Consider the following 20075-nt stretch of genomic DNA (forward strand, 5'->3'; position numbering starts at 1 on the left):
AAGCCGCTTCAGCGTCTGCGCCGGAAGTGGGGCGCATTATAGGGGAGTTTCAGAGCAGGTCAACAGGTTATTTCAAGAATCTTTCAGCAGGGATGAAAAAGGCCACCAAAAGGCGAGCTGTCACCTGTGCGAGGTAAGATGCCGGCAGACTATGTTTCGAGGACTGCATGACTTCCATCCTGGCTCGCTATCGACAACAGCTGAGAAACACCCTGGGCGACTGGTTTCCCCGTACCACGCTCTTCCTTAAAGGAGAGCAGGCGCCAAGCGGCCAGAAAAAGGTGCAGCCGACCAAGGCCCGCAAACGGCAGGCCGAGCCCAGAGTCTCGGTCAAGGCGGCGAACAGCGAGCAATCCATTATACAGGCTACCCCGGCCATCCCCTCCCCCGCCGGCATCTATGGTCCCGCACTCACCATCAAGCGCTCCCAGGAGCAGCGGATGAAGGTACGTGTCGAGCAGGCCGTGGCTCAGGGCATCATCCAGCCACCCTCACCTGAGCAGTGGAAGATGATCCTCGCGCGGGCTCCGGCTACCCGTATCTTCGCGGGGGCCGGTTCGGGCAAGACCACGACGCTGGTGCTGCGAGTGGTGTTCATGCTGTGCCACCTCGACATCCCGCGCGAGCAGCTGACCGTCATCTCCTTCACCAAGGCGTCCTGCGAAGAGTTGCGCGCCCAGCTCAAGCGCGTCCTGGCCTTCTGGGAGGCCCCGCTGGATGACGAGGCGGCACGCGAACTGGTAAGAACCTTTCACTCGGCCCTGGCTCAGTTGGCGCGCACCGAACTGAGGGCGACACAATGGTTCGAGCAGCTGTCCAGCCAATCGAAAGGTGACGACGAACCGGACAACGGCATGTTGGCTGGTGCCAGCCTGAACGAGGCTCAACGGCAGCTCCTGATACAGGCCTACGAGCAATGCTACCGCGAGGACGCCGGCTTTCGGCGTCGGGTCCATCTGTTGCTGGAACTGGCGCCGCCCAATGAGGAGGAGCCACCCGGCGCGCCACCCTTGCAGCCCTTCGTCCTCAATGGCGAACGTCAACCCCAACCGCTGCCCGACCTCTTCTATGGCCAGGCCTCATTCGCCGAGACCCTGGGGTTGCGGGTCGGCTCTATAAAGAGCAGTCAGCTGGAGTGCTCGACGCGGGACCGGATCTTCCTGGAGGCCATGCAGCAATTCTGGCGACACTTCGGCAAGCTGCTGAGGGAACAGCGGCTGATCACCTTCAATACCGCCTTTGCCGTGCTGACGGATCGCCTGGAAAAGAAACCCAGTCGCGCCCTGATTGCCCGTCTGCAGCCCTTCACCCATTTGCTGATCGATGAATTCCAGGACATCTCGCCGCAGATCGCCCTCTGGCTGCGGCAGGTACAGCGCAGGCTCGCCGAGGAGCAGGTTGCGCCTTCGCTGATGGCCATCGGTGACGACTGGCAATCCATCTACGGCTGGAGGGGCAGCTCGCCGGAGCTGTTCATTCACTTCGACCGCTGGTTTCCAGGCCAGACGCCCAGCCAGACGCTGATGCTGGGGACCAACTACCGTTCTTCACCGGACATCGTGGCGGACGGGGAACGCATCCTGACGCAGGTACGCCACAAGCAGCCCAAAAAAACCCAAGCCTCCCGCGCGGCGGATGACCAGGGTCATGGGGTCAAGGTCGTGCCGCAATTCGATATCGCCCGCCAGTTGGCTGCGTTGCTGAACGAGATCGAGGCGCAACGGACGTATGCCGCGGAACGAGAGCGGCCGGAGCGGTGTGCGGTCATGGTGATGAGTCGCCTGAACGCGCCCTTGAAAGCCATCAACGAGCAGTTGGGACGTCAGCCAGGCGTACGCACCTGCACCATTCACCGAGCCAAGGGCTTGCAGGCCGAGGTGGCGATCGTGCTGGACGATGGCCAGCCCCAGCAGCCCCACCCGTTGCGCAACGCCCTCTATGCGACCAGCGGACATTTCCAGCAAAGCTATGACGACGCCATGGCGGACGAGGCGTTGCGCCTGAGCTATGTGGCGGTGACCCGCGGGGTCAGCCGGGTGCTGTGGTACACCCGGCAGCCACGGGGTGCGGCGGCAATATTGGCGGGTTGAGTCAGGTTACGTAGCGGGCGCTGTGATCTCGCACTGCGGTTGAGCACCGGCGAAAATCGAGCGCCCGTCCGAAACAACATGTAGGCCTTCTCCACCTAGCCGCGCAGGCCTGCAGCAATAGTCTCGCTCAGCACCTGCAAACGCCGCGACTGCACGGAGCCCTCATCATGATGAGCCTGCAAAAGCAGAAAGCGTGCCGAGGGTAACGCTGGCAAAGCGTCTTCGGCGAGTAGGCGCAGCCCCTGGCCGGTAACGGCGGAAGCATTCAGGCATGCGATGCCAAGCCCTGCCGTCAGTGCAGCCTGCAAACCGGCCACACCGGACGCGATATGGCTGATCACGTAAGGAATACCTGCGGCCTGCAGACGGCTGCAGGTCAATCGATGCAGGGAGCAGCCTTCCGGCAACAAGGCTAGGGGCACGGGTCGTCCCGGCTGCAGCGGATTCGTATTCGAGGCGCCTACCCAAATCAGCGGTTCCTGGTGTAGCGGATTGATCGTCACCCCGGGTGCAGCTTTGCGGGCGACATCCAGCTTCATGACGATGGCCAGGTCCAGCTCGCCTTCGCGCTGAGCAACCTCAAGCTCGTCGCTCCTGCCGATACGGGTACGCAGACGCAGTCCAGGCAGCTGTTGATGCAGGCGTGCCAGCAGGCTCGCCAGATCGACCGGACGAAAATAGTCGGTCACTCCCAGGCAGGCCTCACCTTCAAGAGGGATCCCGTGGAGATCACGCCAAGCCGCATCGGCCATTGCCAATAGCGGCCTGGCATGGGCCAGCAAACGCTCGCCTGCAGCAGTAGGTCTCACGCCGGCCTTGCTGCGAATCAATAGAGTCTGGCCGGCGCGCTCTTCCAGCTTACGTAGTTGTTCGCTGAGAGCTGATTGCGAGAGACAGCGCAGTGGTACCGCCGCCGAAAGGCTACCTGCATCGACAGCCGTAACAAGCGTACGCAATAGATCCAGATCGAAGCCTGACATGAGCATCCATTCCAAAAGCCGATGGATGATATTTTATCTTCCTGCTTTTCCACTGCAACCAGTCTCTTCAGACTGGGGCCACCAACCAACGAGGAAGCAGCCATGCCCCATATCGTGCTCCATCTATCAGGCGAGCGAGACGTAGCGCTCGGTCAACGTGCCGCAGCCGTCATCAATGACTTGGTCGCAGAGCATCTGGGCAAGCGCCCGGAGCTGATGGCGACTACTGTTCACTATATAGCTGCTGCGGACTGGTTCCTGGGCGGGGAATCGCTGGCGACGCTCGGCGGCAGTGCCTTTCATCTCGACATCAGCATCACCGACGAGACGAACACAAAGGGCGAAAAGGCGCGTTTCCTTCATGAAATCCAGGCGGCCATGGCGAAACTCCGGCCCGATGTGCACGAGCTCTGCTATGTGCATCTGATCGACGCGCGGGCGGCTGCCTATGGTTTTGGCGGCCGGAGTCAGGAATGGCGACACCAGCAAGCCGGAGTCTGATTCCGCAGCTGGCCGCCACTCTTCCCAGAGGCGGCAATCGATACCGCTACTACTCGATCACATCGAAGTCCTTGAGGTGTTCTTCGGACAGCTCAAGGCCCAGACCGGGCTTGTCATCGTCGAGTTGCAGGTAGCCGCCAACGGGCTGGGGTTCGCCCTTGAAGACGTAGTAGAAGAGTTCGTTGCCTACCTCCACGTCGAATACCGGGAAGAACTCGGCCATGGGCGAGGCGGTGCTGGCCATGGTCAGGTGGTAGTTGTGCATCTGGCCGGCGTGGGGGATGACCGGCACCGACCAGGCTTCGGCCAGGGCGTTGATCTTGCGCGCGGCGGTGATGCCGCCGACGCGGTTGGTGTCGTACTGGATGACGTCCACGGCGCGGCGTTCGAGCAGGTCCTTGAAGCCGTAGGAGGTGAATTCGTGCTCACCGCCGGAGATGGGCATGATGCCCATCTTCTTGAGTTCGACGTAGCCTTCGATGTCATCGGCGATGACCGGCTCTTCCAGCCAGCGCGGTTCGAATTCGGCCAGCTTGGGCAGCATGCGGCGGGCGTATTCCAGGGTCCAGCCCATGTAGCACTCCAGCATGATGTCGACGTCGGGGCCGGCCAGCTCGCGCAAGGCGCGCACCTGCTCGATGTTACGGCGCATGCCGGCGGGGCCGTCCTTGGGCCCGTAACCAAATCTCATCTTGAGGGCGTCGAAGCCCTGGTTGAGATAGCCCTGGGCTTCTTCCAGAAACAGATCCAGATTGTCATTGGCGTAGAGCTTGGAGGCGTAGCAGGGGATCTTTTCCTTGGTCCGGCCACCCAGCAACTTGAACACCGGCTTATCTACCGCCTTGCCCATCAGGTCCCAGAGCGCCAGGTCAACGGCGGAGATGGCGGCCATGCCGATGCCCTTGCGGCCCCAGGCGTGGGTGCGCCGATACATCTTCTGCCAGAGGTATTCGTTGTCGAAGGGATCCTGGCCCAGGACGATGGGGGTCAGGTAGAGGTCGATGATTTCCTTGGCCACCCGCGGCGCCAGGGCGCAGTTGCCGAGGCCGACCAGGCCGCTGTCGGTTTCGATCTCCACCACCAGCCAGCCGTGGAAGCGGAAGGAGCCCATGGCGTCGCCGCGCTCATAGAGGATGTCGGTGGCGTTGGTGCAGAAGTGCGCCTGAGGCGGAACGACCTTGCCCTTCCATTCGAAGACGCGGGTGCGAACGCTGGTAATTTTCATGGTGAGGTTCCTTTTTCGAGCATGAGTAAGGCCGTCCGGCCCCAGGGACCGGTTCGGCGGATTCGGGAGGCGCCTGGACGCCTCGGCAGCTATCAGTGGCGGGAAGCGCCCAGGCGGCAGGCGATCTCGAAGGCCTGACGGGTCGCACCGACATTGGCGCGGCCCTGACCGGCGATGTCGAAGGCGGTGCCGTGGGCGGGCGTGGCGATGGGAATGGGCAAGCCGCCCTGCACCGTGACCCCACGGGAGAAGCCCATCAGCTTGATCGCGATCTGGCCCTGGTCGTGATACATGGTCACCACGGCGTCGAAGGCGCGGGCGTCGCCCTGGACCTTGAGAAAGATGGTGTCCGCGGGATAGGGGCCGTCGGCGGCGATGCCCAGCGCCCTGGCGCGCTCGACGGCCGGGCCGATGAGGTCGATCTCCTCGCGGCCGAAGCTGCCGTTGTCGCCATTGTGCGGATTAAGGCCGCAGACACCGATGCGCGGTCGCGCCAGGCCGCTGCGCTTGAGTTCGTTGTCGATCAGCTGGATGGCTTCGATCACCCGCTCCTGGCTGAGCAAGCCAGGGACATCCTTCAGGGCGACGTGGGAGGTCACACGCGAGGTCCAGAGGTCGTCCAGCACGTTGAATTCGCAAAATGGGCCCTGGTAGCCGAGGTGCTCGGCGAACCAGTGCAATTCGTCGTTGTGGCCCATGCCTGCCAGGTGCAGGGAGGTCTTGTTCAGCGGACCAAAGAGGATGGCGTCGGTGTGACCCGCCCGGGTCAGGTCGAGGGCGACGGCCAGGGTGTCCAGGCTGTAGCGGCCGCCGACGACACTGGCTTCGCTGCGGGGAAATGCGCCTTCCGCAGCGCCCCGGTAGGGATACAGCAGGGGTACGTCGTCGTGAAACTCGAGGGCATCCAGGCTATCGATGGGGCGGTAGGGATATTCGCAACCGGCGATGCGCATGCCGGTACGGGCCTCCTCCTCGTCGGCGATCAGCACCAGGCGGGCGCGGCTGCGCACCTCGGGATCGGCCAGCAGGCGGGCGATCAGCTCGGGGCCGATGCCGGCCGGATCACCCAGCACCAGGGCCAGGCGGGGAAGCGTGGAATTGCTCATGCGGAAGTCCTCAGGTAGGTGTCCAGGCGAAAGACGTCGGCCACCGGGCGATACAGACGCTGGGCGGTGTCGTGGAAGAGTTGGCGCTGGGCCGTGATGGGCAGGTCGGCCACCAGATGCTTGAAGCCGCCGATGATGGTGTCGTAGCTGCCGCACAGACGATCGACGGGAAAGTTGCTGGCGAACATGGCGCGTTCCGCGCCGAAGACGGCGATGGCCTCGTGGACGATCCAGGCGTTGTCTTCGGCGCGCCACGGCTGGCCGGCGAGGCCCAGCCCGGAGATCTTCAGCGCCACGTTGGGCCATTCGGCGAGGCGGGCCAGGGCCGCGCGCCAGGCGGCCAGACCTTCGGCGCTGCGGTCGGACGGCAGCCCCGTGTGGTTGAGGATCAGCTGGGTGGCCGGGAAGTCCCGCGCCAGGCGACAGGCTTCGTCGAGATTCCACCAGGGCGTCTGCAGGTCGAAGTGCAGGCCGTGGCGCTGCAGCTCGGCGTAGCCCTGGCGCCAGCGCTCGTCGCTCATCAGGGTGCGCTGGCTGCCCACCTCTTCCGGGCGCGCCGGGCCACCGGGCTTGTGTCTGACGCTGCGCACCCGTTCGAAGGCGGCCTGGGCGGCGAGCAGCTCGGCGGCGTCTGCCGCATCCAGCCAGGCCTGGGCGACCACCGCATGGGGCGTGCCATGGCGGCGTGCCAGGTCATGGACGTAGCGGGTCTCGCCCAGGGGATCACGCGGATCCCACTCGGTCTCGACATAGACCGTCTGGACCACCTCATGACCGGCCGCGTCGGCCAGGTAGTGCTCGGGCAGATAGTCACCCTTGATGGCGTTGTAGTCGCCATAGCGGAAGGGGATGGTTTCCGTGCCGGACAGCCAGGGGTGGAAGTTGCGCCGGGGCTCCCAGAAGTGATGATGGGCATCGACGATGGGGCCGTTATAGAGCTCAGCCATGCTGCACCTCCCGCTGGTCCAGGGCGATCAACAGGGTGCCGAGGATGAACAGGCCCGAGCAGAGAGCGAAGAAGCCCAGCACCGCGGGATAGCCACCCAGGTGCTGCAGCAGCAGGCCGACCAGGATAGGTACGGCGATGCCGCCGAGGCTGCCGGCCAGGTTCATCACCCCACCGATAAGGCCGACGCGTGCCGGCACCGCCAGCAGCGCCGGGAAGCTCCAGTAGAGGCTGCCCCACATGAGGAAGAAGGCGGTGAGCGACAGCAGCGCCACGGCGGCATAGGGATCGGTCAGCCGCGGCAGCAGCAGGAAGGCCGCCAGGGCCACCAGGCCGGAGCAGGACAGCAGTCCCTTGGCGGCGAGGCCACGGCGCACGCCCTTGCGCACCAGCAGGTCGCAAAGGAAGCCACCGACCAGGGAGCCGGCCGCCCCGCAGAGGAAGATGACGAAGGTAGCGGCGCCGATGCCCTTGATGTCGAAGCCGCGGGCCTGGGCCAGGTAGCTGGGCCCCCAGGTCAGCAGGCCGAAGAAGACCATGGCCCAGCTGGCGCGACCGATGAGGATGCCGGCCAGGGAGCGGCGGGCGATGCCCAGGCCCCGGGCGCCAGCCTTGGCGGCCTGGGCCACCGAAGTGGTGCGACCTTCGTTGATGCGCGCCAGCTCGGCGGCATTGACCCCGGGGTGGGCGGCCGGGTCGTCCCGGAGATAGCGCCAGGCGAGCCAGGCCATGGCCAGGGTGGCGATACCGGCGATGAAGAAGGCGGTACGCCAGGAGCCGAAGACGGCGATCAGATAGGCGATGAGCAGTCCGCCCAGGGCCACGCCCAGCGGTCCGCCGCAGTCCATCAGCACCGCGCCACGGCCGCGCTCGCTGGAAGCCAGCCAGAGGGAATTGAGCTTGCCACCGGCCGGGAACAGCGGCGCCTCGGCGGCGCCCAGGGCGACCCGGGCGAAGATCAGCGACAGCCCGCCGGTGGCGAAGGCGGCGAGGGTCTGGAAGACGCCCCAGAGGCCAGTGGACCAGCCGATGACGCGGCGCGGGCCGTAGCGGTCGATCAGCCAGCCGCCGGGAATCTGCAGGAGCGCATAGGCCCAGAAGAAGCTGCTGAGAATCAGCCCCTGGGTGGCCGGCGTCAGCTGGAATTCGCGGGCGATGGTAGGCATGGCGATGGACAGCGACACGCGGTCCACCAGGTTGATGACCGTAAGGCCGAAGATGATGGCGAAGATGCGCCAGCGGACGCGGGAAGCCTGGAGCGCCGTGGGCACGGCGGCTTCGCCGAGGCGTGAGGAACGGGACGTCGAGAGCATGGCATGGACCCCTGGGATTCTTGTTATGGGTGTTCAGCTGCCGGCTGGCGAGGTCGACTATCAGCCGGGGGGCGATAACCGTCTAATCAAATCTGCGCATAGGTGTATAGCCGCAGGATATAGGTCGGTTTTCGCTCGTCGCTACAGCCCTTTTGCCGTGCGGAGTCAGATGAAGAGCAGCGCCAGGCATAACCCCAGGCTATAGGTGCATGCCATCTTTTGACTGGTCAGGATCGCCGGGTGCTGCGCACACTCGGCCCACCCAAAACAACGACAAGAAAGAGGTATCCCCATGCGCAGCACTTCCCTGCTCGCCGCCCTCCCCCTGTGCCTGGCCGCTGTGGTGGCTCCCGTCGCCGAGGCTGCCTGGCAACCCGAGGGCAAGGTGGAGATCGTGGTCGCCGGTGGTCCCGGTGGCGGCACCGACCAGCTCGGCCGACTGATCCAGTCGATCATCACCCAGCACAGGCTGCTCGACGCCAGCACCGTGGTGATGAACAAGGGTGGCGGCAACGGCGCCGAGGCCTTCCTGGAGATGAAGATGGCCAAGGGCGAGGCGGACAAGCTGGTCATCGCCACCAACAACGTCTATCTGCTGCCGCTGACCGCCAAGCTCGGCTACCAGCTCGCCGACCTCACCCCGGTGGCGGCCATCGCCGAGGATGACTTCATCCTCTGGAGCTACGCCGACGCGCCCTGGAAGGACGCCCGGGGCTACCTCGATGCCATCAAGCAGGATCCGACCGGCAAGCGCATGGGTGGCAGCCAGTCCAAGGACGTCGACCAGACCCTGACCCTGCTGCTCAATCGCACCGAGGGCACCAAGCTCACCTACATTCCCTTCAAGAGTGGCAGCGAGGCGGCGACCCAGCTGGCCGGCAAGCACATCACTTCCAACGTCAACAACCCCAGCGAGAGCCTGAGCCAGTGGCGCGGCGGCCAGGTGGTGCCGCTGTGCGTGTTCAGCCAGGCGCGCATGACCTATACCGCCAAGGTCACCGAGACCCAGGCCTGGTCCGACGTGCCCACCTGCAAGGAGCAGGGGCTGGGCATCGACCAGTACCGTTTCCCGCGCACCGTGCTCTTGCCGGGCGGGGTCAGCGAGGAACAACGGGCCTTCTATGTGGAACTGCTGCGCAAGGTCAGCCAGACGCCGGAGTTCAAGGCCTACATCGAGCGCAATGCGCTGGTGCCGACCTTCCTCGAAGGCCAGGCGCTGCAGGACTACATCGCCCAGGACACCGCACGGGTCACCCCGGTGTTCGAGGACGCGGGCTGGCTCAAGCGCTGATCGGCGCACCGACACAGGAGAGACGGCCATGGCCGGAGATTCTCTGATCACCACCCGCTGGGTGGAACTGGGGTTGGCGGCCTTTACCGCTGGCCTTGGCGGCATCGTGATGGTGGGCAGCCTGGAACAGGGTATCGGCTGGGGCGATGCCGGCCCCGAGCCGGGCTACTTCCCCTTCTACATCGGCTTGCTGCTGACCCTGGCCAGTCTGGCCACGGCGCTGCAGACGCTGTGGCGCTGGCAGGCGCTGCGCACCAGCTTCGTCGAACGCGCCGCCTTCGGCCAGGTGCTGCGGGTATTCCTGCCGATGCTGGCCTTCGTCGTCGCCCTGCGCCTGCTGGGCCTCTATCTGACGGCCTTCCTGTTCATCGCCTGGTTCATGGCACGGGATCGCCAGCGACAAAGGCGCTATGGCGTCTGGCAGATCCTCGCCACCGCCGGCGGCGTGAGCCTGGCCAGCTATCTGATCTTCGCCCTCTGGTTCAAGGTGCCGCTGGATGCCGGCCCCCTGGCCGACCTCGCCCGCCTGCTGAGGAGCCTGTCATGAGCGAATTCGACTCCCTGATGCACGGGATGAGCCTGATCCTGTCCTTCCATCACCTCGCCCTGATGGTGATCGGCGTGCTGCTCGGCATCCTGGTCGGGGTGCTGCCCGGCCTGGGCGCGCCCAATGGCGTCGCCCTGCTGCTGCCGCTGACCTTCACCATGAGTCCGACCTCGGCCATCATCCTGCTCTCCTGCATGTACTGGGGCGCGCTGTTCGGCGGCTCCATCACCTCGATCCTGTTCAACATCCCGGGCGAACCCTCGTCGGTAGCCACCACCTTCGACGGCTATCCGCTGGCGCGCCAGGGTCGTGCCGGCGAGGCCCTTACGGCGGCTTTCACCTCGGCGCTGCTGGGGGCTCTGGTCGGGGTGCTGCTGCTGACCTTCCTCTCCAGCCGCATCGCCGCCTTCGCCATGGAATTCAGCTCGCCGGAATTCTTCGCCGTCTACCTGCTGGCCTTCTGTACCTTCATCGGCATGAGCAAGAATCCACCGCTGAAAACGGTGGCAGCCATGATGATCGGCTTCGCCATGGCTGCGGTGGGCATGGATACGGTGTCGGGCAATCTGCGCCTGACCTTCGACCAGCCGGCGCTGCTCTCGGGCATCAGCTTCGAGGTGGCGGTGATCGGCCTGTTCGGCATCGGCGAGATCCTCTGCACCGTGGAGGAAGGCCTGGTCTTTCGTGGCGAGCAGGCGCGCATCACCCTGCGCACCGTGCTCTGCACCTGGAAACAGTTGCCGCGCTACTGGCTGACCTGGCTGCGCAGCGCCCTGGTCGGTTGCTGGATGGGCGTGACACCCGGTGGCCCTACCGCCGCTTCCTTCATGAGCTACAGCCTGGCGCGGCGCTTTTCGAAGAACCGCGAGGGCTTCGGCAAGGGCGAACTGGAAGGGGTGATCGCACCGGAGACCGCCGACCACAGCGCCGGCACCAGTGCCCTGCTGCCGATGCTGACCCTGGGTATTCCCGGCTCCGCCACCGCCGCGGTAATGCTCGGTGGCCTGATGATCTGGGGCCTGCATCCGGGGCCGACCCTGTTCGCCGAACAGCACGACTTCGTCTGGAGTCTGATCGCCAGCATGTACCTGGGCAACGTGGTCAGCCTGATCGTGGTGCTGGCGACGGTGCCGCTGTTCGCCGCCATCCTGCGCATCCCGTTCTGCATCATCGCGCCGATCATCTTTACCGTCTGCGTGATTGGCGCCTACTCGGTGCACAACAGCCTGTTCGACGTCTGGCTGATGCTCGGCTTCGGCATCCTCGGCTATGCCTTCAAGAAGCTCGGCTATCCCATCGCCCCCTTGGTACTGGCGGCGGTGCTTGGCGACAAGGCCGAAGACGCCTTCCGCCAATCGATGCTGTTCTCCGATGGCCAGCTGAGCATCTTCTGGTCCAACCCGCTGGTGGGCAGTCTGACCACCGCGGCGTTGCTGATGCTCTGCTGGCCGTTGCTCGCGCGGGGCCTGCAGGCGCTGCGCCTGGGCCAGCCGCGGGCCAAGGTACGGCCGTCGTGAACGCCCCGGCCTGGCGCGGACGCACCCCACCGACGCCAGGCCCGGGCTCATGCGCTACCCTAGCCGGCTCCCCTGCCCCAAGGTCCGCCAGCATGACGCGCATTCCCGATGCCCATACCATCCACAGCCGTCTGCGCCTGCGCCAGTTGCGGCTGGTGCTGGCACTGGCGGAATTCGGCTCGCTGCGCCGCGCCGCAGACGACATCGGCATGACCCAGCCGGCCGCCACCAAGATGCTGCACGAGATCGAGAGTCTGCTGGGCGTGGGGCTGTTCGAGCGGCTGCCGCGCGGCATGCGCGCCACGGCCTTTGGCGACACGGTGATCTACTACGCGCGGATGGTGTTCGCCGAACTCTCGGGCATGCGCGAGGAGCTGGTCGCGCTGGAATCGGGCAATCTGGGCCGGGTGGCGGTGGGCGCGATCCCGGCGCTGGCCTCGGGGCTGCTGACCCGCACCATCGCCACCCTCAAGCAGAGCCATCCGCGGCTGTCCATGTCCATCCAGGTGGATACCAGCGACGTGCTGGTCCAGGCGCTGCTGCAGGACCAGCTCGACGTGGTGCTGGGGCGCATTCCTACCGGGGCCCGCGCCGAAGAGTTGCTGTTCGACAGCCTCGGCGAAGAGGTGCTCTGCGTGATCGCCGGCGCCCAGAATCCCCTGGCCCAAGCCACCCACCTCACCTGGGGCGAATTGCAGGAACACACCTGGGTGCTGCAACAGCACCCCAGCCCGATGAGGGCCATCATCAACCAGGCCTTCCACGATGCCCGGGTCGACATCCCCGGCAGCATCGTCGAAACCACCTCCATCATGACCCTGCTGGCGCTGCTGCAGCAGACCGACATGCTCGGCGTGACGCCGCTGTCGGTGGTCAACGACTATCCCGGTCGCCATCTGCTGGCGGTGCTGCCCATCGCCTTCGAACCACGACTGCCGCCCTATGGACTGATCCGTCGCCGCCACCGGGTGCAGTCCTCGGCCATGCAGACCTTCATGGCGGCAGTGCGCAGCGAGCATGGGCGACTGAGGCACGATGAGGGCTCGGCGAACCCTCCCGGCTGACCGGCAAGGACCATCGATTGCCCCACCTGTCCTGCTTGGGCATAGTGAACCGGCCTGCCAGACGCCGGAGTCACCCACCATGTCCGTCCTGTCGCCCCTCGTCCGCCCCGCTGCCTGCCGGGGTCGCCCATGACCCAGCGCACCATGCTGCTCACCGGCGCCAGTCGCGGGATCGGTCACGCCACCGTCAAGCTGTTCCGCAGCCTGGGCTGGCGTCTGCTCACCGTCTCCCGCCAGCCGTTCTCCGAAGAATGCGCCTGGCCGGAAGCCCGCGACGCGCACATCCAGGCCGATCTCGCCGACCTCACCCAGATCGATCGCCTGGTCGCCACCGTCCGCGAGCGGCTGCCCAGCGGCAAGCTGGATGCCCTGGTCAACAATGCCGGCATCTCGCCCAAGGGGCCGGATGGCGGTCGCCTCGGGGTAGCCGCGTCGAATGCCGAGACCTGGACCCACGTCCTCAACGTCAATCTGGTTTCCACCGCCCTGCTGGCCCGCGCCCTGCTGCCGGAGCTTGAAGCCGCTCAAGGCAGCATCGTAAACGTCACCTCCATCGCCGGTTCGCGGGTGCATCCCTTCGCCGGAGTGGCCTATGCCGCCTCCAAGGCAGGCCTGGCCGCGCTGACCCGGGAACTGGCCCATGAATTCGGTCCCCGTGGCATCCGCGCCAACGCCATAGCACCGGGCGAGATCGCCACTTCCATCCTCTCGCCCGGTACCGATGGCCTGGTGGAAGCCGAGGTCCCGCTCAAGCGCCTGGGTACCCCCGACGAAGTGGCCGAGACCATCTACTTCCTCTGCAGCGAACGCTCCTGCTACATCAACGGTGCCGAGATCCATATCAACGGCGGTCAGCACGTCTAGTTGGCGCCTGTGACCGAGGGCAGTCCGCCTGGATCAATGGCGGGCGGCTCGAGTCACCCACCCGGTTAGCTTAAGAAGACGTTGTGCAGGGAAGAGGTCCGTCCTTAACCTTCAGTTAATGTTATGTTATAACGTGTTATAAAGTTCTGGAGCATCCCCTGCAGGGACGCGCCCGCCCTACGACCCACCCTAGCCGTGATGACCATGACGACCCTAGCCAGCCTCCCCAGCCAGAAACTCCCTGTCACCTTGCTCTCCGGCTTTCTCGGCGCCGGCAAGACCACCCTGCTCAACCATATTCTCAACAACCGCGAAGGCCGGCGGGTGGCGGTCATCGTCAACGACATGTCCGAGGTCAACATCGACGCCGCCCTGGTCCGCGACGGCGGCGCCGAGTTGTCGCGCACCGAGGAAAAGCTGGTGGAGATGAGCAACGGCTGCATCTGCTGCACCCTGCGCGAAGACCTGCTGCTGGAAGTCGAACGCCTCGCCCGCGAGGGCCGCTTCGATCAGCTGGTCATCGAATCCACCGGGATCTCCGAGCCCCTGCCCGTGGCCGAAACCTTCACCTTCGCCGGCGAAGACGGGCGCTGCCTGGGCGACGTCGCCCAGCTCGACACCCTGGTCACCGTCGTGGATGCCTTCAACTTCCTGCGCGACTACGCCTCCACCGATCTGCTGGAATCCCGCGGCGAATCCCTGGGCGAGGAAGACGAACGCACCGTGGTCGACCTGCTGATCGAGCAGATCGAATTCTGTGACGTCCTGGTGGTGAACAAGCTGGACCTCATCGAACCGGCGGAACGCGATCGGCTGCTGGCCATCCTGCGCAGCCTCAATCCCCGCGCACGACTGGAACTGGCCAGCTTTGGCGCCGTACCGCTGGAGCGGGTGCTGCAGACCGGACTCTTCGACTTCGACAAAGCCGCCCAGGCGCCGGGCTGGCTGCAGGAGCTGCGCGGCGAACATACCCCCGAGACCGAGGAATACGGCATCTCGAGCTTTGTCTATCAGGCGCGCCGCCCCTTCCATCCCGAGCGCTTCTTCGCCCTGGTCGAGGGGGAATGGCCTGGCGTGATCCGCTCCAAGGGCTACTTCTGGCTGGCTAGCCATCCCGCCCATGCCGGCACCTGGTCCCAGGCCGGCGCCGTGGCCCGCCATGGCGTGGCCGGGCGCTGGTGGGCCGCGGTACCGCCCGAGCAGTGGCCGGAGGATGAAGAAACCGTCGCCCTCATCAAGGAGAAATGGCACGAGGGCGTCGGCGATGCTCGTCAGGAACTGGTGCTCATCGGCATGGACATGGACGAAGCCTCCCTGCGCGCCCGCCTGGATGCCTGCCTGCTGACCGACAGCGAACTCGCCGCCGGCCCCGCGGCCTGGACGCGCCTGCACAACCCCTTCAGCGACTGGCCCCAGGCCACCGATCCGCACTGAAGCGAGCCCTGCCCATGAACGCCATCCTGCCCGATGTCTCCCTCAGCGAGACCGCCACCCTGCCCGCCGCCCTCGACTGGGTCGGCATGCAGGGTATCGACCTGCCGATCCGCCTCGACCAAGATGATTTCAACGGCCTGCTGCCTGCCAGGGCCGACGTCCAGGTCGACCTGCCCGCGGCCACCGCCAAGGGCATCCATATGTCCCGGCTCTATCAACTGCTCGATTGCTTGGGCGGCGAGGCCCTCATGACGCCCGAGCGCCTGCGTCTGCTGCTGAGTGACATGGTCGCCAGCCACCGCAGCTGCGACTCCCGCGCCGCCCGCCTGCGGCTGGATTTCCCCCTGCTGATCCGCCGCCCCGCCCTGGTAACCCCGGAATTGAGCGGCTGGAAACGCTATCCCGTGCGGCTGGAAGCCAGCTGGGTGGCCGGCGTTTTCCAGCTCAGCGCGCGCGTCGAGATCCTTTACGCCTCCACCTGTCCCTGCTCCGCCGCCCTGTCCCGGCAACTGATCGAACGGGCCTTTCTGGCCGAACACGGGACCACCACGCAGCTCGATCCAGCCGCCGTCGCCCACTGGCTGAGACGTCACGCCTCCCTGGCCACCCCGCACAGCCAGCGCAGCCTGGCCCGGGTACGGATCAGCCTGCCGGCCGGGGCAGTCGACTTCGGCTTGCTGCCCCTGATCGACCAGTGCGAACAGGCCCTGGGCACGCCGGTGCAGACCGCCGTCAAGCGCGCCGACGAACAGGCCTTCGCCGCGCTAAATGGCAGCAACCTGATGTTCGTCGAGGACGCCGCCCGCCGCCTGCTGGTCGCCCTGCGTGACAGCTACCGGGACGTGAGCCTCCAGGTGCGCCATTTGGAGAGTCTGCATCCGCACGATGCGTCCGCCTGGGCCTCCAGCTCGCCCGCTTGAACAGGGCGTCTCTGCAGCTTTCCTTTCAAAACGGCCGCTTTACCGCTTTACTGCAAACGAAGCGGTCGCTCTGGACGGCCACTCCCTCTCTCTCGATTCAGGAGCGCTTCTCGATGAAATCCCGCCTTACCGCAGCAGCCATGACCGTTCTGCTGAGCGTCCTCGGCACGGGCGTCGCACTGGCCGAAAGCCCGGTGGAAAAGAGCATCCGCCAGGACGGCCGGGATGTGAGCAAGGACGCCCGCCACGACCGCAAGGAAGTCGACAAGGGCGCGGCCCATGCCGCCGACGAAGCCGACCGCACCGATACCCACCTGGACAAGGAACGCCACCGCGAAGACAAGAAGGTGGACAAGGAATACAAGAAGACGCTGTAGCCCGCCCGGGTCGGGGCAGAGCCCGGGGACTGTCTTATCCTTGAGCGCTGTGCCTTGCCTTGAGGCTGCGTGAGTCCCGGCTACTGAAAGGCAGGTAATCCCCTGGCCTGCCTACCCCACTGATAAGCGTGCCAGGCGCATCCACCCGGCTGCGGAGCCCGGCGATCGACTTGTGGCCATCCAGATATTTAGTGACTTGCATCACATTATTTTGGCATGACGGAGCTGATGGCTTAGACTGCGCGCCTCTCGAAAAAGGAGTTTCGCATGAAGCCGTCCCATCTCTTGTTCATCACCTTCGCTGCGCTGCAACTGGCCGGTTGCGCCATCGGCCAGAAGATCGACTACCGCCAGACCGCCCCGCAACTCACCGTCAAGGCCGACAAGCCGGTCGCCGTCGCGGTACTCGATGAGCGCCCCTATGTAGTCGCCCAGAACAAGGACGCCACCTACGTCGGCAACATCCGCGGTCTCTACTACAACCCGTGGAGCGTCCGCACCTACAGCGGTAGCCCCCTCTCCGCCGACCTGCAGGATGCCGTGCAAAAGGCCCTCGCCCGCGCCGCCATCACCGCCATGCCCAGCCAGGCCAGCGACCGCGCGCCCCAGGGCCAGAAGCTGCTGGTGCTGAAACTGCGGGAATGGAAATCCGACGCCTACATGCGCGTCCGCTTCGACTATGACGTCATCACCCAGGTCCTCGACGACCAGGGCAAGCTGCTCGCCAGCGACGAGATCAAAGGCAGCGGCCCGACCAACAACGTCATCCTTTCGGGCACCCAGGTCCTGACCAACGCCATCGACGCACCGGCCATCGCTGCCGCCCTGGCCAAGGGCAACACGCCCTGACTGGGACGCTGCTCCTCGGTCTGGAAAAAGCCCGCTTCGCGCGGGCTTTTTCATATCCAGATGCTGGAACTGGATCCGCAGCGGAGCGTATCGCACCGCCATCGTTACGAGCGCCGCGGCGCACGAGGGGTTTCAGCCGAGTTGCAGTCATCGGCGGCGGTGGCATGTGGGAGCAGGAAGACCGGAGTACAAAGCCGTCAGACAGGATAGCGGGCGAAACCGCTCAACTGAGCTGAGCGCAACGCTCAGCTGTGGATTGCGGTATCGCGCTGAATAGCGACGCCTTACCGCGGTGACTGGGGCCTGGGTTGATCGCGAAAACCTAATGCCTCCGCACTTCTGCCGCCTGCGGTTGTCAGACCACCTCATTCGACGTGGACCCGGGCTAGGCAAGCAACATGAATGCGCCTGTGAAAGAACAGAAGGTAATCAATGCGATTGCCATAGGAACCTGCGTAGCAGCAATGGTCTTGCTGTTGAGCTTCGCTGAAGCCACAATCGCGGCCAATAGCTGGGTACCGCAGCCCAGTACCGAAACTGAAAAGGATATTTCAGTTGCGCTATCAATTGACAAGGACAGTGACGCTCTTCGAGTCGAGGCCCCACGGCCGGCTAAATAGCGTCCCGCTTAAATCTGCACTCATTCGTCCACGATCGCTGGCCAGCGATCAGGGCCTACTGGCGCTCACCCTGGGTGCCATGTGTATCGGGTTGGCAACTATCTTCGTGGTGGCCATGGTGGCCTGCTGACGATGGCGCGTGACCAGGGTCGTCAGCTTCAGCGGATGACCGATAGTTTGACGATGCTTGGCACGTCCTGACTCAGGCCGTTCTGCCTGCTCATCTCAAAAGGCAGTTCCCCACGATCGCACTCAGCTCAGCCCTGGCTCTCGTTCGGCGGCCAGGGTTGCCGCGATGCTCACCCTCATCAAGTCGAGGGCTATAGAAGGTCAGGCATCGGCGCTGTTCCGAAAGAACTTCGGAACAGCTCTTTTTTCTCGCCCGAGCGCTCTTGAAATCCGACCCTGCAGACAGCAAAAAGCCCCGTAAGAACGGGGCTTCGAAGGTGGCGGAAGCGCAGAGATTCGAACTCTGGGACCCTTGCGAGTCGGCGGTTTTCAAGACCGCTGCCTTAAACCACTCGGCCACACTTCCGTAAGAGGGGCGCATAGTACCTGATGGCAACACACTGTCAAACAGTCGCAAGCGATCCTTAAGCAACATTTGCTATCTTCGGGGTCGTACGGTACATCACACCGTTAATTTAGCTTTGGAGTACACCATGAACGAGCGTCAATACGCCTACAACCCTGCTATCGCGCAACCGCGGGACGTCAGCCGTGTATTGCGCAACACCTATGCCCTGCTGGCCATGACTCTGGCGTTCAGCGGCCTGGTCGCCTTCGTCTCGCAGCAGATGCGGCTGCCCTACCCCAACATCTTCGTGGTCCTGATCGGCTTCTATGGCCTGTTCTTCCTGACCGTGAAGACCCGCGACAGCGGCTGGGGTCTGGTCAGTACCTTCGCCCTCACCGGCTTCATGGGCTACACCCTGGGCCCGATCCTGAACATGTACCTGGGCCTGCCCAACGGTGGCAGCGTGATCGCCTCCGCTGCCGGCATGACCGCCTTGGCCTTCTTCGGCCTGTCGGCCTACGCCCTGATCAGCCGCAAGGACATGAGCTTCCTCAGTGGCTTTCTGATGGCGGGCTTCTGGATCCTGCTGGGCGCCGTGGTGCTGTCCTTCTTCGTCCAGATCAGCGGTCTGCAACTGGCCATCAGCGCGGGCTTCGTGCTGTTCGCCGCCGCAGCCATCCTGTTCCAGACCAGCGCCATCGTGCACGGTGGTGAAGACAACTACATCATGGCTACCATCACCCTGTACGTCTCGATCTACAATATGTTCATCAGCTTGCTGCAGATCTTCGGATTCGCCAGCAACAACGATTGATCACCAGCGGTAGCCCAAGAGGCCCGCTTCGGCGGGCCTTTTTACATCCATGAAATTTGCCATCGTTGTCCTTTCTCCACCCCAGGCGCCTTCGGCGCGTCGGGCCCTGCGCTTCTGCGAGGCGCTGCTGGCCGGGGGTCACGAGCTGTCGCGCCTCTTTCTCTACCGCGACGGCGTCCATAACGCCTCTCACGCCCTGGTCAGTGGCCAGGACGAATCCGATCTGCCCGCCCGTTGGCGCGAGCTGATCGAACGCCACCAGATCGACGCTGTGGTCTGCATCGCCGCCGCCCTCAAGCGTGGCCTGCTGGACGAGAACGAAGCGCGGCGCTACGAACGTGAGGGTGCGGTGAACGTGCGGGCACCCTGGCAGCTGTCCGGTCTGGGCCAGCTGCATGAAGCGGTGCAGGACGCCGATCGCCTGCTCTGCTTTGGAGGCGACTAGCATGGCCAGGAGTACTCTCGTCATCTCCCGCCAACCGGCCCTGAGCGGCCCCGGTCCGCGCGAGGCGCTGGATATCGTACTGGCCGGTGGTGCCTTCGAATTGCCCCTGGCGTTGCTGTTCGCGGGTCCTGGCGTAACCCAGCTGCTGGCGGCCGACAGTGCAGCCATCGAGCAGAAGGACCTGAGCGCCAACCTCTCTGCGCTGCCGCTGTTCGGTGTCGAGGCCATCTACGCTGAAGCCGCCGCCCTGCAGCGCCTGGGCATCACGCCGGAGCAGTTGCCCGCCTGGGTGACTCCGCTGGAGCCCGAGGGGCTGATGGCGCTGATCCACGACCATGACCAGGTGATTTCCATTTGACTACCCTGCACCTGTTTTCCCGCTCGCCGCTACTGGACGCCGGTGCCCTGGACGGCCTGAGCTGGGTCCGCGGCGAGGACACCGTTCTGCTCACCGGCGCTGCCGTCGAGGCCCTGCGCCCTGGCAGCGCGGCGGCGGAGTTGTTGACGCAACTCCCGGCCGAGACGGCCCTCTATGCCCTGGCGGAAGACGTCCAGGCGCGTCGCCTGCAACCCGAGCGGGCCGTGCCCCTGATCGACTACCCCACCTTCGTCGACCTGAGCGTGAGCTGCGCCAAGGTCATCAGCTGGACCTAGC

The 20075-nt window shown here is 65.0% G+C and carries 20 protein-coding genes and 1 tRNA gene; 15 read left to right on the forward strand and 6 right to left on the reverse strand.

Features of this window, described 5'->3' with window-relative positions; all coding sequences use genetic code 11:
• Positions 1-167 precede the first annotated feature (167 nt).
• Complete coding sequence (locus tag OXS31_RS22750) at positions 168-2090, forward strand: UvrD-helicase domain-containing protein (RefSeq protein ID WP_074585142.1); 1923 nt, start codon at positions 168-170, stop codon at positions 2088-2090.
• Positions 2091-2185: 95 nt separating this feature from the next.
• On the opposite strand, the gene OXS31_RS22755 is transcribed toward OXS31_RS22750, so the two are convergent.
• The gene (locus OXS31_RS22755) at positions 2186-3070 is read right to left on the reverse strand and encodes a LysR substrate-binding domain-containing protein (RefSeq protein WP_042136477.1); all 885 of its coding nucleotides are present in this window, start codon (positions 3068-3070) and stop codon (positions 2186-2188) included.
• Positions 3071-3172: 102 nt separating this feature from the next.
• On the opposite strand from OXS31_RS22755, the gene OXS31_RS22760 reads away from it, so the two are divergent.
• A complete protein-coding gene (locus tag OXS31_RS22760; protein WP_267402230.1) occupies positions 3173-3571 on the forward strand; it encodes a 4-oxalocrotonate tautomerase in 399 nt (132 codons plus the stop codon).
• A gap of 49 nt (positions 3572-3620) precedes the next feature.
• On the opposite strand, the gene OXS31_RS22765 is transcribed toward OXS31_RS22760, so the two are convergent.
• The 4 genes from OXS31_RS22765 to OXS31_RS22780 form a co-directional block, all read right to left on the reverse strand.
• Positions 3621-4796, reverse strand: coding sequence for an L-rhamnonate dehydratase (locus tag OXS31_RS22765; protein WP_027597829.1), 1176 nt, complete (start codon positions 4794-4796; stop codon positions 3621-3623).
• A 92-nt stretch (positions 4797-4888) separates the two neighbouring features.
• Complete coding sequence (locus tag OXS31_RS22770; protein ID WP_267402236.1) at positions 4889-5902, reverse strand: 4-hydroxythreonine-4-phosphate dehydrogenase PdxA; 1014 nt, start codon at positions 5900-5902, stop codon at positions 4889-4891.
• Positions 5899-6849 (reverse strand): amidohydrolase family protein, encoded by a 951-nt coding sequence (locus OXS31_RS22775; protein WP_267402237.1) that lies wholly within the window; start codon positions 6847-6849, stop codon positions 5899-5901. Before OXS31_RS22775 ends, OXS31_RS22770 begins: the two co-directional genes overlap by 4 nt.
• The gene (locus tag OXS31_RS22780; RefSeq protein ID WP_044342356.1) at positions 6842-8161 is read right to left on the reverse strand and encodes an MFS transporter; all 1320 of its coding nucleotides are present in this window, start codon (positions 8159-8161) and stop codon (positions 6842-6844) included. Before OXS31_RS22780 ends, OXS31_RS22775 begins: the two co-directional genes overlap by 8 nt.
• A gap of 292 nt (positions 8162-8453) precedes the next feature.
• On the opposite strand from OXS31_RS22780, the gene OXS31_RS22785 reads away from it, so the two are divergent.
• From OXS31_RS22785 to OXS31_RS22825, 9 genes are all read left to right on the forward strand, one after another.
• Positions 8454-9452 carry a tripartite tricarboxylate transporter substrate binding protein gene (locus OXS31_RS22785; RefSeq protein ID WP_267402238.1) on the forward strand — a complete coding sequence of 333 codons (999 nt, stop codon included), beginning with the start codon at positions 8454-8456 and terminating at the stop codon, positions 9450-9452.
• A gap of 28 nt (positions 9453-9480) precedes the next feature.
• Positions 9481-9999 (forward strand): tripartite tricarboxylate transporter TctB family protein, encoded by a 519-nt coding sequence (locus tag OXS31_RS22790; protein WP_267402239.1) that lies wholly within the window; start codon positions 9481-9483, stop codon positions 9997-9999.
• Complete coding sequence (locus tag OXS31_RS22795; RefSeq protein ID WP_267402240.1) at positions 9996-11516, forward strand: tripartite tricarboxylate transporter permease; 1521 nt, start codon at positions 9996-9998, stop codon at positions 11514-11516. Before OXS31_RS22790 ends, OXS31_RS22795 begins: the two co-directional genes overlap by 4 nt.
• A 92-nt stretch (positions 11517-11608) precedes the next feature.
• Complete coding sequence (locus OXS31_RS22800; protein WP_074585138.1) at positions 11609-12580, forward strand: LysR family transcriptional regulator; 972 nt, start codon at positions 11609-11611, stop codon at positions 12578-12580.
• Positions 12581-12709: 129 nt separating this feature from the next.
• On the forward strand, positions 12710-13444 hold the full coding sequence (locus OXS31_RS22805; RefSeq protein WP_267402241.1) for an SDR family oxidoreductase: 735 nt from the start codon (positions 12710-12712) through the stop codon (positions 13442-13444).
• A 198-nt stretch (positions 13445-13642) separates the two neighbouring features.
• Complete coding sequence (zigA, locus tag OXS31_RS22810; RefSeq protein ID WP_267402242.1) at positions 13643-14878, forward strand: zinc metallochaperone GTPase ZigA; 1236 nt, start codon at positions 13643-13645, stop codon at positions 14876-14878.
• 14 nt (positions 14879-14892) lie between these two features.
• Positions 14893-15798 carry a GTP cyclohydrolase FolE2 gene (gene folE2 / locus OXS31_RS22815; protein ID WP_267402243.1) on the forward strand — a complete coding sequence of 302 codons (906 nt, stop codon included), beginning with the start codon at positions 14893-14895 and terminating at the stop codon, positions 15796-15798.
• A 113-nt stretch (positions 15799-15911) separates the two neighbouring features.
• Entirely contained in the window at positions 15912-16175 is a 264-nt protein-coding gene (locus tag OXS31_RS22820; RefSeq protein WP_044342341.1) for a hypothetical protein, read from the forward strand.
• A gap of 267 nt (positions 16176-16442) precedes the next feature.
• Positions 16443-17024, forward strand: a complete 582-nt coding sequence (locus tag OXS31_RS22825; protein ID WP_027601141.1) for a hypothetical protein — start codon at positions 16443-16445, stop codon at positions 17022-17024.
• Between the two features lie 1067 nt (positions 17025-18091).
• On the opposite strand, the gene OXS31_RS22830 is transcribed toward OXS31_RS22825, so the two are convergent.
• Positions 18092-18179: transfer RNA gene (locus OXS31_RS22830), tRNA-Ser, on the reverse strand.
• A 127-nt stretch (positions 18180-18306) separates the two neighbouring features.
• Between OXS31_RS22830 and OXS31_RS22835 the strand changes: the two genes are divergently transcribed.
• The 4 genes from OXS31_RS22835 to tusB are packed head-to-tail and all read left to right on the forward strand — an operon-like array spanning position 18307 to position 20074.
• A complete protein-coding gene (locus tag OXS31_RS22835; RefSeq protein ID WP_007162313.1) occupies positions 18307-18975 on the forward strand; it encodes a Bax inhibitor-1/YccA family protein in 669 nt (222 codons plus the stop codon).
• 49 nt (positions 18976-19024) lie between these two features.
• A complete protein-coding gene (tusD, locus tag OXS31_RS22840; RefSeq protein ID WP_007162312.1) occupies positions 19025-19420 on the forward strand; it encodes a sulfurtransferase complex subunit TusD in 396 nt (131 codons plus the stop codon).
• 1 nt (position 19421) lies between these two features.
• The gene (tusC, locus tag OXS31_RS22845; RefSeq protein ID WP_267402244.1) at positions 19422-19778 is read left to right on the forward strand and encodes a sulfurtransferase complex subunit TusC; all 357 of its coding nucleotides are present in this window, start codon (positions 19422-19424) and stop codon (positions 19776-19778) included.
• A complete protein-coding gene (gene tusB / locus OXS31_RS22850) occupies positions 19775-20074 on the forward strand; it encodes a sulfurtransferase complex subunit TusB (RefSeq protein WP_007162310.1) in 300 nt (99 codons plus the stop codon). Before tusC ends, tusB begins: the two co-directional genes overlap by 4 nt.
• Position 20075: the final 1 nt, after the last annotated feature.

Source organism: Pseudomonas sp. GM_Psu_1 (genome assembly GCF_026544185.1).
Classification (GTDB): Bacteria; Pseudomonadota; Gammaproteobacteria; order Pseudomonadales; family Pseudomonadaceae; genus Chryseomonas; species Chryseomonas oryzihabitans.

What these genes read in the sequence shown, in the direction of transcription:
- tusD (WP_007162312.1), top strand. Translation starts at nt 19,025, where the DNA reads ATGAAATTTGCCATCGTTGTCCTTTCTCCACCCCAGGCGCCTTCGGCG.
- OXS31_RS22765 (WP_027597829.1), bottom strand. Translation starts at nt 4,796, where the DNA reads ATGAAAATTACCAGCGTTCGCACCCGCGTCTTCGAATGGAAGGGCAAG.
- OXS31_RS22835 (WP_007162313.1), top strand. Translation starts at nt 18,307, where the DNA reads ATGAACGAGCGTCAATACGCCTACAACCCTGCTATCGCGCAACCGCGG.
- OXS31_RS22820 (WP_044342341.1), top strand. Translation starts at nt 15,912, where the DNA reads ATGAAATCCCGCCTTACCGCAGCAGCCATGACCGTTCTGCTGAGCGTC.
- OXS31_RS22790 (WP_267402239.1), top strand. Translation starts at nt 9,481, where the DNA reads ATGGCCGGAGATTCTCTGATCACCACCCGCTGGGTGGAACTGGGGTTG.
- OXS31_RS22760 (WP_267402230.1), top strand. Translation starts at nt 3,173, where the DNA reads ATGCCCCATATCGTGCTCCATCTATCAGGCGAGCGAGACGTAGCGCTC.
- OXS31_RS22825 (WP_027601141.1), top strand. Translation starts at nt 16,443, where the DNA reads ATGAAGCCGTCCCATCTCTTGTTCATCACCTTCGCTGCGCTGCAACTG.
- tusC (WP_267402244.1), top strand. Translation starts at nt 19,422, where the DNA reads ATGGCCAGGAGTACTCTCGTCATCTCCCGCCAACCGGCCCTGAGCGGC.
- OXS31_RS22805 (WP_267402241.1), top strand. Translation starts at nt 12,710, where the DNA reads ATGACCCAGCGCACCATGCTGCTCACCGGCGCCAGTCGCGGGATCGGT.
- OXS31_RS22800 (WP_074585138.1), top strand. Translation starts at nt 11,609, where the DNA reads ATGACGCGCATTCCCGATGCCCATACCATCCACAGCCGTCTGCGCCTG.
- zigA (WP_267402242.1), top strand. Translation starts at nt 13,643, where the DNA reads ATGACCATGACGACCCTAGCCAGCCTCCCCAGCCAGAAACTCCCTGTC.
- OXS31_RS22775 (WP_267402237.1), bottom strand. Translation starts at nt 6,849, where the DNA reads ATGGCTGAGCTCTATAACGGCCCCATCGTCGATGCCCATCATCACTTC.
- OXS31_RS22750 (WP_074585142.1), top strand. Translation starts at nt 168, where the DNA reads ATGACTTCCATCCTGGCTCGCTATCGACAACAGCTGAGAAACACCCTG.
- OXS31_RS22755 (WP_042136477.1), bottom strand. Translation starts at nt 3,070, where the DNA reads ATGTCAGGCTTCGATCTGGATCTATTGCGTACGCTTGTTACGGCTGTC.
- OXS31_RS22785 (WP_267402238.1), top strand. Translation starts at nt 8,454, where the DNA reads ATGCGCAGCACTTCCCTGCTCGCCGCCCTCCCCCTGTGCCTGGCCGCT.
- folE2 (WP_267402243.1), top strand. Translation starts at nt 14,893, where the DNA reads ATGAACGCCATCCTGCCCGATGTCTCCCTCAGCGAGACCGCCACCCTG.
- OXS31_RS22770 (WP_267402236.1), bottom strand. Translation starts at nt 5,902, where the DNA reads ATGAGCAATTCCACGCTTCCCCGCCTGGCCCTGGTGCTGGGTGATCCG.
- OXS31_RS22795 (WP_267402240.1), top strand. Translation starts at nt 9,996, where the DNA reads ATGAGCGAATTCGACTCCCTGATGCACGGGATGAGCCTGATCCTGTCC.
- OXS31_RS22780 (WP_044342356.1), bottom strand. Translation starts at nt 8,161, where the DNA reads ATGCTCTCGACGTCCCGTTCCTCACGCCTCGGCGAAGCCGCCGTGCCC.